Source organism: Methylobacterium sp. CM6246 (genome assembly GCF_054818005.1).
This window is the reverse complement of the sequence record NZ_JBTXKY010000001.1, coordinates 6,108,241-6,120,805: the sequence shown is the minus strand read 5'-3', so window position 1 is coordinate 6,120,805 and position 12,565 is coordinate 6,108,241. Positions and strand designations below refer to the sequence as shown.

The following is a 12,565-nucleotide window of genomic DNA, read 5'->3' as shown; positions in this document are numbered from 1 at the left end:
TTCGCTGACATGCCCGGGCTGCCCTGATTCGCGGCAGCCCCGGGCCTCATTCTGGGCAGGACGAGATGAGAGATCCGATCGACGTCTACAACAACGCACTCGTGCCGATGGTCGTCGAGCAGTCGAGTCGCGGTGAGCGCGCCTTCGACATCTACTCCCGTCTCCTGCGCGAGCGCATCATCTTCCTCACCGGTCCCGTGGAGGATTACGGTGCGTCACTCATCGTGGCGCAGCTTCTGTTTCTCGAGGCTGAGAACCCCAAGAAGGAAATTTCCTTCTATATCAATTCCCCAGGCGGCGTCGTGACCTCGGGATTGTCGATCTACGACACGATGCAGTTCATCCGCTGCCCGGTGACGACGCTCTGCGTCGGCCAGGCCGCCTCGATGGGCTCCCTCCTGCTCACCGCCGGCGAGCCGGGTCACCGCTTCGCCCTGCCGAACGCCCGGATCATGGTCCACCAGCCCTCCGGCGGCTTCCAGGGGCAGGCCACCGACATCCTGATCCATGCCCGCGAGATCGAGGCGCTGAAGCGGCGCTTGAACGAAATCTACGTGAAGCATACCGGCCGTGACTATGCGGCCATTGAGAACGCGCTGGAGCGCGACAATTTCATGACCGCGGATGCGGCCAAGGAGTTCGGCCTCATCGACGAGGTCATCCAGAAGCGTCCCGAGCCCGCCGCCGCCTGACGGTTGCGTCGCCTGACCGCCGCGGCGTGGCCTTGATCCCGCCGCGGCAGCGTGTTTGCATCCGATGACAGGGCCCATCGGTCAAAGACGCGCAGCATACTGTTTCTTTAAGCGGGCCCCCTTACGTTGAAGCGATGCGCGTGCGCCCTTAGCCGGCTGCGTACGCGACGAATCGGAGACCGATATGAGCAAGACTGGCGGCAACGACTCCAAGAGCACGCTGTATTGCTCGTTCTGCGGCAAGAGCCAGCACGAGGTCCGCAAGCTGATCGCCGGCCCGACCGTGTTCATCTGCGACGAATGCGTCGAGCTGTGCATGGACATCATCCGCGAGGAGTCGAAATCCTCGTTGGTGAAGAGCCGCGACGGGGTGCCCACCCCGAAGGAGATCCGGCGCGTCCTCGACGATTACGTCATCGGCCAGGACTTCGCCAAGAAGGTCCTCTCGGTCGCGGTGCACAACCACTACAAGCGGCTCGCGCACGCGACGAAGCACAACGACGTCGAGTTGGCCAAGTCCAACATCATGCTGATCGGGCCGACCGGCTCGGGCAAGACGCTGCTCGCTCAGACGCTCGCCCGCATCCTGGACGTGCCGTTCACCATGGCGGACGCCACGACGCTGACAGAGGCGGGCTATGTCGGCGAGGATGTGGAAAACATCATCCTCAAGCTGCTCCAGGCCTCGGACTACAACGTCGAGCGGGCCCAGCGCGGCATCGTCTACATCGACGAGATCGACAAAATCTCGCGCAAGTCGGACAACCCGTCGATCACCCGGGACGTGTCGGGCGAGGGCGTGCAGCAGGCGCTGCTGAAGATCATGGAAGGCACGGTCGCGTCCGTGCCGCCGCAGGGCGGCCGCAAGCACCCGCAGCAGGAGTTCCTGCAGGTCGACACCACCAACATCCTGTTCATCTGCGGCGGCGCCTTCGCGGGGCTGGAGCGGATCATCTCCCAACGCGGCAAGGGCACCTCGATCGGCTTCGGCGCGAGCGTGCAGGCCCCCGACGACCGTCGCACCGGCGAGATCTTCCGTTCGGTGGAGCCTGAGGATCTGTTGAAGTTCGGCCTCATCCCCGAGTTCGTCGGCCGTCTGCCGGTTCTGGCGACCCTCGAGGATCTCGACGAGGCGGCGCTGAAGAAGATCCTTCAGGAGCCGAAGAACGCTCTAGTGAAGCAGTACCAGCGGCTGTTTGAGATGGAGAACGTCGACCTGACGTTCCAGGACGACGCGCTGTCCCTGGTCGCGCGCAAGGCGATCGAGCGCAAGACAGGCGCTCGCGGCCTGCGGTCGATCCTGGAGACCATCCTGCTGGACACGATGTACGACCTGCCCGGTCTCGAATCGGTGGAGCAGGTGGTGATCGGTCCGGAGGTCGTGGAAGGCAAGTCGCGCCCGCTCTACATCCACGGCGACCGCAACAAGGAAGCGCCCGCCAGCGTCAGCGCGTAAGCGCTTGGCGGGGTTGCGTTAAGCACCCGGCTTCGGCCGGGTGCGCCGCGGGGAACATCTTGAAAACGGTGGACCCCGCAGCCACCTCAGGCTCATCGCGGTGGCCGCTCGCTCCTTCGAGGAACGGTCCGCGTCGCCAGCCGCAAAGTCCACGACAATCCCGACCCTCGCGGCCCGGTCGGCCCCTGGCAATGGTTCGCCTCATCAACGAGGGGATCGAAGCCGGGCGTCCCTGAGAGGAAGTCCCCATGACACAGTCGAAATCGCGCCAGCCGGTTGTCCCGGGCTCGACGGGTTCCTACGCCGTCCTCCCCTTGCGCGACATCGTCGTCTTCCCGCACATGATCGTGCCTCTTTTCGTCGGCCGCGAAAAATCCATCCGCGCCCTCGAAGAGGCCGTGCGCACTGATCGCCATATCCTGCTCGCCACCCAGATCAACGCGGGTGACGACGATCCGGCAACCGACGCGATCTACAAGATCGGCACGCTCGCCTCCGTACTGCAGCTCCTGAAGCTCCCAGATGGGACCGTGAAGGTGCTGGTCGAGGGCATCGGCCGTGCCAAGGTCACGGGCTTCACCCGCTCGGACGAGTATTACGAGGCCACCGCCGAGGCCCTGCACGACGAGCTCGGCGACCGCGTCGAGGCCGAGGCGCTCGCGCGCTCGGTGCTCTCGGAGTTCGAGAACTACGTCAAGCTCAACAAGAAGATCTCTCCGGAGGTCGTCTCGGCCGTGACCCAGATCGACGAGCCCTCCAAGCTCGCCGATACGATCGGCTCGCATCTGCTCGTTAAGATTTCCGACAAGCAGGGCATCCTTGAGACGCCGACTGTGGCGCAGCGCCTCGAGCGCGTGTTGTCGCTGATGGAGAGCGAGATCTCCGTGCTCCAGGTAGAGAAGCGCATCCGGACCCGCGTCAAGCGGCAGATGGAGAAGACCCAGCGCGAGTACTACCTGAACGAGCAGATGAAGGCGATCCAGAAGGAGTTGGGCGACTCTGAGGACGGCCGTGACGAGCTGGCCGAGCTGGAAGAGAAGATCGAGAAGACCAAGTTCACCAAGGAGGCGCGCGACAAGGCGACGGCCGAGCTGAAGAAGCTCCGGCAGATGTCGCCGATGTCGGCCGAGGCCACCGTGGTGCGCAACTATCTCGACTGGATGCTGGGCATCCCGTGGGGCAAGCGCTCGAAGATCAAGAAGGATCTGCTTGGCGCCCAAACCCTGCTGGATGAGGATCATTTCGGCCTCGACAAGGTCAAGGAGCGGATCGTCGAGTACCTCGCCGTGCAGCAGCGGGCGAACAAGCTCACCGGCCCGATCCTGTGCCTTGTCGGTCCCCCCGGCGTCGGCAAGACCTCGCTGGGCAAGTCCATCGCGAAGGCGACGGGTCGCGAGTTCGTGCGCATGTCGCTCGGCGGCGTGCGGGACGAGGCCGAGATCCGGGGCCACCGCCGGACCTATATCGGTTCGATGCCCGGCAAGATCGTGCAGTCGATGCGCAAGGCCAAGACCTCGAACCCGCTCATTCTGCTCGATGAGATCGACAAGATGGGCATGGATTTCCGCGGCGATCCGTCGGCGGCGCTCCTCGAGGTTCTGGACCCAGAGCAGAACAGCACCTTCAACGACCACTATCTGGAGGTGGACTACGATCTCTCGAACGTGATGTTCGTGACCACGGCCAACACCCTCAACATCCCCGGTCCGCTCATGGACCGCATGGAGGTGATCCGCATCGCCGGGTACACCGAGGAGGAGAAGGTCGAGATCGCGCGCAAGCATCTGATCCCGAATGCTTTGAAGAAGCACGGCCTCGGGACGCACGAGTGGTCGATCGACGACGACAGCCTGATGATGCTGGTTCGCCGCTATACGCGGGAAGCCGGCGTCCGTAACCTGGAGCGCGAGCTGTCCAACCTGATCCGCAAGGCGGTGAAGGAGATCCTGATCACCAAGACCAAGTCGGTCGTGGTCAACGCGGATACCCTTCCGGTCTTCCTCGGTCCGCCGAAATTCCGCTACGGCGAGATCGATGCGGACGATCAGGTCGGCGTGGTGACGGGTCTGGCCTGGACCGAGGTTGGCGGCGAGTTGCTGACGATCGAGGGCGTCATGATGCCCGGTAAGGGCAAGATGACCGTCACGGGCAACCTGAAGGACGTGATGAAGGAGTCGATCTCGGCGGCCGCATCCTACGTGCGCTCGCGGGCGATCGACTTCGGGATCGAGCCGCCGCTGTTCGAGCGTCGCGACATCCACGTCCACGTGCCGGAGGGGGCGACCCCGAAGGACGGCCCGTCCGCCGGCATCGCGATGGCCACTGCCATCGTCTCGACGCTGACCGGAATCGCGGTTCGTCGCGATATCGCGATGACCGGCGAGGTGACGCTCCGCGGTCGGGTCCTGCCGATCGGCGGCTTGAAGGAGAAGCTGCTCGCGGCGCTGCGCGGCGGCATCAAGACGGTGCTGATTCCCGAAGAGAACGCCAAGGACATCGCTGAGGTGCCCGACAGCGTGAAGAACGGGTTGGAGATCATCCCGGTCTCCCGGATGGATCAGGTGCTGGAGCGGGCGCTGGTCCGGGTCCCCGTCGCCATCGAGTGGGAGGAGCCGCTGCCCGTGGCCAAGCCCGCCCGGACGGAAGAGGACGGTGCGGCGTTCATCGCCCACTGAGGATCGATTACTCAACCGATGCGATAGCCCCCGGAGCCTGCTCCGGGGGCTTTTTCGTGGGACCGGCCCGGCATGCGCATTCTGCTGATCAACCCCAATACCAGTCAGGCCGTCACCGACCTCGTGGCGGATCACGTGCGCCGCCAGATCGGCGACCGCGCGGACCTGCGGGCCGTCACGGGTCGGTTCGGGGCCCGTTACATCGCGAGCCGCGCAGCCGCGGCCATCGCGGGCCACGCCGCCCTCGATGCCCTGGCCGAGCACGGGGATTCCTGTGACGCGGTCTATTCCGCCTGCTTCGGCGTTCCGGGCTTGTCCGCCCTGCGCGAATTATCACCCGTGCCGGTCGTCGGCATGGCGGAGGCGGCCTGTCGCGAGGCCGCCGCCACGGGGGCGTTCGGCATCGTCACCGGCGGGACGGCTTGGGACCCGATGCTTCGGGAGTTCGTCGGCACCCTCGGCCTGTCGGACCGGCTCGCGGCCATCACCACGGTGGCGCCGACCGGAGGCGACATCGCCCAGGATCCAAACCGCGCCCTCGGCATCCTGTCGCAGGCCTGCGCCAAATGCCAAGCGGCCGGAGCGAACACGGTGATCCTCGGGGGCGCCGGCCTCGCGGGGCTGGCGCGGCGCCTCGCGTGGCAGGTCCCGTGCCCGCTGATCTGCTCCGTCGAAGCCGGCACCCGGGCAGTCCTGGCCGCCGCGACGGCGCCCGCCGTTCCGGCGATGCGCCACGTGCCGATGGACAGCATAGGCCTGACGACCGCCCTGGCACGCCGGCTGGCGGCACTGTGACGCCAGCCCCTTGCGCCGCACCGACCCCATGCCGTAACGGTCGGCCGCCGGGCGGTTAGCTCAGTTGGTAGAGCGTCTCCTTTACACGGAGAGGGTCGGCGGTTCGAGCCCGTCACCGCCCACCATATATTTCAATAAGTTAGTGGGATTTTCGAAGGGTGTCAGTCGCCTATTCTCCGGAAATCCTCCAAAAGCCCGCGTTTTCGCGCCGCATCATGTTATCCAACCCCACTGTCTCCGACCTCATCAAATCGAGAGAGGTCACCAACGCGCAGGTGAACGCTGCGTTGGACGCGGTGTTCGCCGATCCCAAGATCGGAACGTTCGAGCTGGCTTCCGGCTGGGTCCTAGACATCACCGCGGCCGTTAAGGCAGACCGACATGCGACGGCCACTCTGAAGGAACCGACAGCAAGACCGAGCAGCAGACGAGCTGCGGTCAGATCTGCGATCCTGCTCGCACAACCGGTGAAGTCGTGAGCGACGATACGCTGGAAGACCGGACCGAATGGAAGGTCCGCCTCCGGGCGTTCCTGTTACCGCACCTGCGGGGCGACGATGCCGAACGTGATATTGCCCTCAACGCGATACTGACGGCGCTCGACACAGCGCATGCCGAGGGGCTGAGGCATGCTGCTCGCTTCTGCCGAACCGTGGCGGCGGGCGCACAGCAGCACGGTGAGGCCGCCAACGCCTTGGCGAGCAGCCTTGAGATGATGGCCACGCGCGAGGATGCGGAAACGCTTGAACGAGCCCGACAATGGCAGGACGAGCCATGAGCAGCGCCACGGATACCGATCCTGGCCGCACACAGATCCAGCATATGATGCGCCGGCTTGATGGGTTCGCCCGCGGGCTCGGCTTGGACGAGGCGACCACGCGGCAGATCGTGGGGAAGGTCGTAGCTGCCATGCCGGAAGATGCGGACGAGGAGCGCATGATTGAGGCTCGGACTCGAATGATCGTGGCATCCGCATAGCCCCGTGACTGAGGATTACGACCCAACCCTCGAAGCCGTGGCGGTGCTGCGAGCTCGGGGCCATACCATTCTGCCAGACGAGGAATTCGAGCGCTGGCAGATTGACGGCGGCGAATGGGTGTCGCTTGGCGAGCTCCTGGCGCTTGCAACGCGCCTTGGGCTCGTAGAGAGGGCCCGGGACTGGTGCAGTAGCCCGTCGCCATGCCTCAGACCCTCACCGGCTGGATCCTGATCGCAGCCATCCTCCTGTCGGGCATGGGCACCGGCTCGACCGCCGCTGGGCTGCTCGATCGCGTGCTGGTTGCCAGCCCTATAGCTCGCCGTGACGCCCTGGCTTGCCTGACGCTGTTCGCGCTGATGGTGATCACAGGGCTGCTGCTCTGGCTCGTCGAAGGTCGCTGACGCTGTGTCGACCGTCACCCCCGCGGTCGCCAAGCGGCGCCTCGATGCTCTCCGAGCCTGCGCCGCGAACCCACAAGGGCTAAGGGGCGGCGCCTATCCAAGCGTGATGCCGGTGCTGGAGGGGCAGGGATTGGTGACTAGACGGAACAGCGGGCGGGCCGGGCGGGCGGTGTATTGGTTCCTGACCGAGGCAGGACGCGAGATCGTCAGAGAAGTCGAGATTGACGAGGCGCGGCAGTCTTAGTGGTCGACATCCGACGCTTGGAATCCATACTTGAGGTCCGCAATGGGTGGCTGAACGAACCCGCTCGCGCGGGATGGGTGGCAGCGTCGACGTCGGTGGATTGACTCGAACGCCGAGCGCCGATTGAGGGCCGCCCGGTCCGGGCGGACGATCCCGGCTCCGTTCCTTCGAGCGGAGCCGTCCCATGACCGTCCTCGCCGTTCCCGCCGCTGCCGGCGGCTCGTTGCGCCTGCGCCGTCTCTCTGCTGATGGACTGGTCAAGGTAGAGTTCGAGGTCAGGCCTTAGGTGCGCGGAATGCTTGCTTCCCACCCCGGGCCGAAGTCACCGGACGGCCAACGAATGACCGCTTATGGGAAGCGCCCATACCGGTCCCGCCGACCGGGTTGGGTCGCAACCGGAATGACTGCTCAGGGCTGAAAGCAGCCCTTGGGATGGTCAAGCTGACCGAGTTCAAACCCTAACCGCCCTTCGCCGCGAACTCCCAGATCGGCGGGCCCCACTGCTTGCCTGGGGTGTCCCGGTAACCCGCGGTCCGCTCGAACACGACCCGCTTCGCATCGATCGAGTGCACCTTCTTTCCGGCGACCATCAGCGCCCCGTAGTAGTCGACCCGGAGCGTGCCGTGCTGCGGATGAACGCCGAACAGCTGCGGCGCCGTCCAGCTGAGCGCGAGTGCGTCAGCGCCGAACCGATCACAGAAGTCGAGGGCCGATTCCCGCATCGTCGCCCATGGCGTCGGCGTGAGGTAGCGGCAGGGCGACGCGCGCTCGAAGATGCGTTCGAGCGGGTCGCGCCAGTTGACGACGGCGGATGGGAGGTCCGTGGGTGCGGTGCTGGCTGACATGCCGGCGGTACCGCGGAGCCCATAACGAAGTGGGCCGGGCGCTTGTGGAAGCAGCCCGGTACGGTCATCCTCGGAGCTAAGGCCGGAACCGTAGGCAGGCTCAATGCAAAACCCGTGGGATGTATATCCGAGACCGACAGTACCCGAACAATGTTCAGGCTTGTTGGAGTTGGTTCAAGCTGTCGGCCTTGCTCTATCGTTCTGGGAACATCTTGAGAGTGTTCAGGCGTATTTATTTCACGCTATAGTTAGGGGCAAAAATCATTCTTCTTATATGGCATATTGCTCAGTCGATGGCTCTGCCGCACGCCTGAATATGCTGAAGTCCGCTGTTGAGTGCGGCCTAAATGAATACCCGGAAACCCAAACCAGGATCAACGGGCACGCTCGCCTGATAGGTAATTTTAGTTCGCGCAGGAATGAGATCGCGCATGGTCTTATCGTCAAGCTCGGCGATGCCGATTACCAACTAGGGCCAAATCCGATCAAGCTCAACAAATGGTCTGGCAGCAGCGCAAAGTTTCAATACTCAGCGCAGGCCGTATTGCATTACGCTTGGCAGTTCGTAAAAATACATGATTCTACTTTCGAGCTGATAGTCGAGCTACATAAATATTTTGGTTTCGAGGTTCATATACCCCAAAGATTATTACATATTCCTGGAAATGTGAGTATCCAGTAATTGTGGCGCGGGAAATAAAGGAAGCCAGAGAAACGAAAAAGCCCCGCACGGCGGCTGCCGGCGGGGCCTTTAGGGTGGATGTGGGCGCTACTTCCGGGCGGCGACCTTCGACCAGGTGATGTCGTACTCCTCGCCGATCTTGAACTGGCCCTTCTCGTCCTCGACCGTGACCATGATGTTCAGCTCGGCGTCGGTCTGCCGGTTCTCGACGGACCAGGTCTCGTTCAGCTTCTGGTTCTCGGGCTTGTCGGCCGGGCGCATACGCACCTCCTCCTCGCCGAGCCCGAGCTTGTTCACGGCCACGACGGTCATGCGCATCTTGATCGACATGGGGTTTTCCTCTTCAGGCATGGCCAGCGTGTGGGCGAGATGGACCCGCCGGGGCGACGAAACAGCGAACGCCGGCGCTGGCTCCGGCGTGCTGGATGGCGATGGTTGTGGACGGGATCAGTCTCGGGGCGGCTCCTTCGCCACCGTCCGGTTGCCGACGATGAGGCCGACCATCAGGGCGATCAGGCAGTAGACCCCGCTGAGATCCTGCTCGAGCGCGCCGCAGGTCACGTGTGCCTGTGCTGGCGATCGGCGTTGAGCCGGTGCTCGAGGCGCTGGTCGTCCCGGATCTGGTCCAGGATCTCGGTGTGCTTCTTCACCTCCTCGCGGATGATGCGCACGCACTCCCGGATGTGCGAGCTGTCCTCGGTTCGCCGGCGGTCCATGTCCCGCTGCTCCCGGATGATGTCGATAAGCTCCCGAGGGCCTTGCGAGAACGGCATCATCGGTATGTCGGACACCGAGCCGGGAGCCGGGGCCGGCAGGACGTCCTTGTCGTTCTTGCCCCGGGTGACCATCCAGGCGATCAGCAGAAACGTGCTGCCGCCGACGAAGACCTGGAACAGTGGTTGGTTTTCGAGCAGCCCCTTCACGAAGGCCATCAGCGCTTCCATCAGCCAACCACCCTCTCAAGCTGGTCCAGAGCCCTTCCCATGCGGCTCTTGCGGGACACGCCGTCTAGGACCGCGATGTAGACGGAGAGCGCCTCGAACATCGCCATCGTGCCGAACACCGGGATGACGAAGCTGGGGGCGGATGCCTTGAACGCATCGAAGATTAGCGCGGCTGTGAACTGGCCCATGACGAAGCACCCACCTGCGGCGCACGCCGCGCGGATGTAGGCGCCTTTCGGGCCGACCACGATGTTGTTGATGTGGCCGTTGAGGTAGAGGGCCATCGCCCGCAGGATCCCGACCGACCCGAAGAACCAGGCCATGTTCTCCTCGCTGAAGCCCATGTCGGCGATCGGCTTCAGCGCAGCCCGCTCCATCGTGTCACCAGGCAGGATCAGGGTGATGGCGATCAGGAGCATCATGATGGCCATCGACCACTCGAACAGCCGATAGGTGCTGTACGGACCAGCCGGATGGGGCTGTATCAGCGGGTGCGGCGCCCTGGTGCCGAACAGCTTCACGAGGTCACCTGCCTGGCGATCTCGCGCGCCTTCGGCCGGCTCCAGCCGCAGACCCGGACGCCGGCCTCCACCTGGGCGGCGATCCAGCGCCGATCCTCCTTGTCGAGCCCGCGCACGGCCTGCTTCGGGGCCTCGAACGCATCACACGCGCCCTGGATCGTGGCCGGCGTCGAATCCGTGACGCAGCCACCGAGCGCGGCGCCGAGGAGCGCCAACATAATCACCTGTCGCATTTGCCAGCCTCCTGGAGCCATTCGCCGTCGATGTTGAAGCAGCGGTCGATGTCGTCGCGCGCGCCGCGAGCGACCTTCGCCGCCTCAGCGTTGCGCTTGTTCACGGTCTCGACGATCGCGGCCTTCCCGGCGGCATTGCCGGCGTGCCAGCCCACGAACTTGCCGACGAAGTACCCACCGGTCGAGAGCGGCAGGGCGGCCACCATGGCGCCGAGCAGCGCCAGGGTGATGGGTGAGAGTGTCCCGATCAGCCGGAGCATCACGCGGCCTCCAGCGCATCATCGAGGCCCTCGGGCGGGATGTTGTCGTTGGTCGGGTGGGCCGGCCGCAGGTCGAGCGCTTCGTTGATCCGGGCGGAGCGCTTGCGAGCCCACAGCGAGTAGAGGCCGCCGCAGACGCCCAGCAGGATGCCGACCACCGTGACGATGGTCAGGAGGTGCGCGATGCGCTCGATGTTCTGAAGCGGCTCCAGGGTCGATGTGACCTGGGCGAGGACGCCCGACGACGTGCCGGCGCTCCAGAGCGCGTCTAGCTTCGGCGGCGGAGCCTTGGCGCTCTCCAGCACGGCCTTGGCACTCATGCCCGACATGAAGGCCACCGCCGGCGCCGGACCAATCGACCCGCGAGCGTAGTGCTGCCCGAGATCCTTCAGCTGCTGGGTCCGCCGCAGCCAGCCCTTGCCGAAGCGCTTGAAGGTCCGGAGCACCTTTAGGAAGGCGTTGCGCAGGGCGATGATCTTGGCGATCAGCGCATCGACGTCGTTCACGGCCTCGGCCGCCATCAGCGTGGCATCGCCCATGACGCCGTCGACCCGGACGCCGAGAGCGCGCTGTAGCCACTTCACGGACTGCGAAACGCCCGAGTTGATCGCGCCGTCGCCCACGACGATGTCGAGGCCCTCGGGCAGGCGATCGCCCCAGACCTTATCCCAGTAGCCGGTCTTGTAGATATCGACGAGCTCGCCGACCTCGACCAGCCACACGTCGCGGATCGGCAGCTTCCGGGCCCGGCGCCAGCCGTTGTAGACCCGCTGCGTCACGCCGTAGGCGGTCCGGCCTCCGGGGTCCGCCTTGTCGTCGACTCGGCCGCCCTCGAAGGTCATCTCGAGCTTGAACCATGGCTTCAGATTGGCCTCGGCCATATCGGGATCCTCTTGCTGTCGGGATGAGACGGCGTCAGCGGCGAGCGCTGATCGGGATGCCGCAGATGCGGACGAGGCCGACGCGCTCGGCGATCACCGGCGCGCAGAACGTCCCGGGGCGGTGCGGCCGGAGACGGGCCACTGCCGGCTCGCATGCGGCAATGACCAGGACTCCCCGCAGCAGCCAGAAAGCGCGCAGCCGTCTGCGCCGCGGCGAATGCCCCGGGCATGGTAGGCTCCAATTGTCAGGGGTGATGGTGGTCTGGCCGGCTCAGCGTTGGCTGGCGGCGCGGAAGAAGGCCTTCAGCTTCTCAGGGGTGTCCTTGCCGAACGACGCGGCCAGCAGCGGCGTCAGCTCGTGCCCGATCGGGAACGACGTGGTCCCGGCCAGGAACAGCAGCACGCGCTTCTGCCGATCCGGATCGGTGACCTTCGCCTTCACCGCGGCGATCAGGGTGTCGGGCGTCTTGCCGGTCGCCACCCAGGCCATCGCGGCGTCGTCCGTGATGATCTCCTCGGCCGCGGCCTGCCCAGCGAACTGGTAATCGCGGACTGCCAGCACGACCGGCTCCGGCAGGTCGCCGATCGTTTGGGTCGCCGGGTCGTAGATCCGCTGCTCGTAGGCCTTCCACGGAGCGGCGTTGTCCGGGTCGACGTCCTCGATCTCGAGCACGCGCATGCCGGTAGGCACCGGCGCGTTACCGCGGTCCCGAACCGTCGCCTGGACGGTCTCGCCCTGAGATCCCGGATACGCCATCGCCAAGAGGCAGCCCTCGGTGAATGAGCCCTCGGCCGCGCGGAATGCATACCAGTCGAGGCCATCGCTATCACGCCGAGCGAAATAGACGGCGTAACCGGGCGGGACGTGACCGACCCATCCCGGCATGCTTTCTGGTACGTACCGGCTCCACGTGCCAAGGTCTTTGATCTTCGCAATCATGCCAGGATCCTTTCGAT

17 protein-coding genes and 1 tRNA gene are annotated in these 12,565 nt (G+C 65.0%); 10 read left to right on the top strand and 8 right to left on the bottom strand.

The features are described from left to right. The first annotated feature begins 65 nt into the window (after nt 1-65). The 9 genes from ACYQPG_RS29565 (at nt 66) to ACYQPG_RS29525 (ending at nt 6,998) form a co-directional block, all read left to right on the top strand. The gene (locus ACYQPG_RS29565) at nt 66-692 is read left to right on the top strand and encodes an ATP-dependent Clp protease proteolytic subunit (RefSeq protein WP_007567155.1); all 627 of its coding nucleotides are present in this window, start codon (nt 66-68) and stop codon (nt 690-692) included. A gap of 184 nt (nt 693-876) precedes the next feature. Next, nucleotides 877-2,148 (top strand): ATP-dependent Clp protease ATP-binding subunit ClpX, encoded by a 1,272-nt coding sequence (gene clpX, locus ACYQPG_RS29560; RefSeq protein ID WP_007567156.1) that lies wholly within the window; start codon nt 877-879, stop codon nt 2,146-2,148. A gap of 248 nt (nt 2,149-2,396) precedes the next feature. Further along, nucleotides 2,397-4,823, top strand: a complete 2,427-nt coding sequence (gene lon / locus ACYQPG_RS29555) for an endopeptidase La (protein WP_147908828.1) — start codon at nt 2,397-2,399, stop codon at nt 4,821-4,823. Nucleotides 4,824-4,895: 72 nt separating this feature from the next. Beyond that, nucleotides 4,896-5,618, top strand: coding sequence for an aspartate/glutamate racemase family protein (locus ACYQPG_RS29550; protein ID WP_461232391.1), 723 nt, complete (start codon nt 4,896-4,898; stop codon nt 5,616-5,618). A gap of 49 nt (nt 5,619-5,667) precedes the next feature. Continuing rightward, nucleotides 5,668-5,743 (top strand) — tRNA-Val (locus ACYQPG_RS29545). A gap of 33 nt (nt 5,744-5,776) precedes the next feature. Continuing rightward, nucleotides 5,777-6,097: a hypothetical protein gene (locus ACYQPG_RS29540; protein WP_461232390.1), complete on the top strand. Its 321-nt coding sequence runs from the start codon at nt 5,777-5,779 to the stop codon at nt 6,095-6,097. Then, complete coding sequence (locus tag ACYQPG_RS29535) at nt 6,094-6,396, top strand: hypothetical protein (protein WP_461232389.1); 303 nt, start codon at nt 6,094-6,096, stop codon at nt 6,394-6,396. Before ACYQPG_RS29540 ends, ACYQPG_RS29535 begins: the two co-directional genes overlap by 4 nt. After that, nucleotides 6,393-6,596: a hypothetical protein gene (locus tag ACYQPG_RS29530; RefSeq protein WP_461232388.1), complete on the top strand. Its 204-nt coding sequence runs from the start codon at nt 6,393-6,395 to the stop codon at nt 6,594-6,596. Before ACYQPG_RS29535 ends, ACYQPG_RS29530 begins: the two co-directional genes overlap by 4 nt. Nucleotides 6,597-6,797: 201 nt before the next feature. After that, nucleotides 6,798-6,998 (top strand): hypothetical protein, encoded by a 201-nt coding sequence (locus ACYQPG_RS29525; protein WP_461232387.1) that lies wholly within the window; start codon nt 6,798-6,800, stop codon nt 6,996-6,998. A gap of 702 nt (nt 6,999-7,700) precedes the next feature. Here the strand turns inward: ACYQPG_RS29525 and ACYQPG_RS29520 are convergent. Continuing rightward, nucleotides 7,701-8,087, bottom strand: a complete 387-nt coding sequence (locus ACYQPG_RS29520; protein WP_461232386.1) for a hypothetical protein — start codon at nt 8,085-8,087, stop codon at nt 7,701-7,703. Nucleotides 8,088-8,256: 169 nt separating this feature from the next. Here ACYQPG_RS29520 and ACYQPG_RS29515 point away from each other — a divergent pair, with 169 nt between their 5' ends. Next, nucleotides 8,257-8,769, top strand: coding sequence for a hypothetical protein (locus ACYQPG_RS29515; protein ID WP_461232385.1), 513 nt, complete (start codon nt 8,257-8,259; stop codon nt 8,767-8,769). Nucleotides 8,770-8,856: 87 nt separating this feature from the next. On the opposite strand, the gene ACYQPG_RS29510 is transcribed toward ACYQPG_RS29515, so the two are convergent. The 7 genes from ACYQPG_RS29510 to ACYQPG_RS29480 form a co-directional block, all read right to left on the bottom strand. After that, complete coding sequence (locus tag ACYQPG_RS29510; protein WP_461232384.1) at nt 8,857-9,099, bottom strand: hypothetical protein; 243 nt, start codon at nt 9,097-9,099, stop codon at nt 8,857-8,859. Between the two features lie 227 nt (nt 9,100-9,326). Next, nucleotides 9,327-9,701, bottom strand: a complete 375-nt coding sequence (locus tag ACYQPG_RS29505) for a hypothetical protein (protein WP_461232526.1) — start codon at nt 9,699-9,701, stop codon at nt 9,327-9,329. An 11-nt stretch (nt 9,702-9,712) separates the two neighbouring features. After that, nucleotides 9,713-10,144, bottom strand: coding sequence for a hypothetical protein (locus ACYQPG_RS29500; protein WP_461232383.1), 432 nt, complete (start codon nt 10,142-10,144; stop codon nt 9,713-9,715). Nucleotides 10,145-10,230: 86 nt separating this feature from the next. Beyond that, nucleotides 10,231-10,467 carry a hypothetical protein gene (locus ACYQPG_RS29495; protein WP_461232382.1) on the bottom strand — a complete coding sequence of 79 codons (237 nt, stop codon included), beginning with the start codon at nt 10,465-10,467 and terminating at the stop codon, nt 10,231-10,233. Next, nucleotides 10,455-10,727: a hypothetical protein gene (locus ACYQPG_RS29490; RefSeq protein WP_050734137.1), complete on the bottom strand. Its 273-nt coding sequence runs from the start codon at nt 10,725-10,727 to the stop codon at nt 10,455-10,457. Before ACYQPG_RS29490 ends, ACYQPG_RS29495 begins: the two co-directional genes overlap by 13 nt. After that, nucleotides 10,727-11,608, bottom strand: coding sequence for a glycoside hydrolase family 108 protein (locus ACYQPG_RS29485; RefSeq protein ID WP_461232381.1), 882 nt, complete (start codon nt 11,606-11,608; stop codon nt 10,727-10,729). Before ACYQPG_RS29485 ends, ACYQPG_RS29490 begins: the two co-directional genes overlap by 1 nt. Nucleotides 11,609-11,879: 271 nt before the next feature. Beyond that, nucleotides 11,880-12,548, bottom strand: coding sequence for a hypothetical protein (locus tag ACYQPG_RS29480; RefSeq protein ID WP_461232380.1), 669 nt, complete (start codon nt 12,546-12,548; stop codon nt 11,880-11,882). Nucleotides 12,549-12,565: the final 17 nt, after the last annotated feature.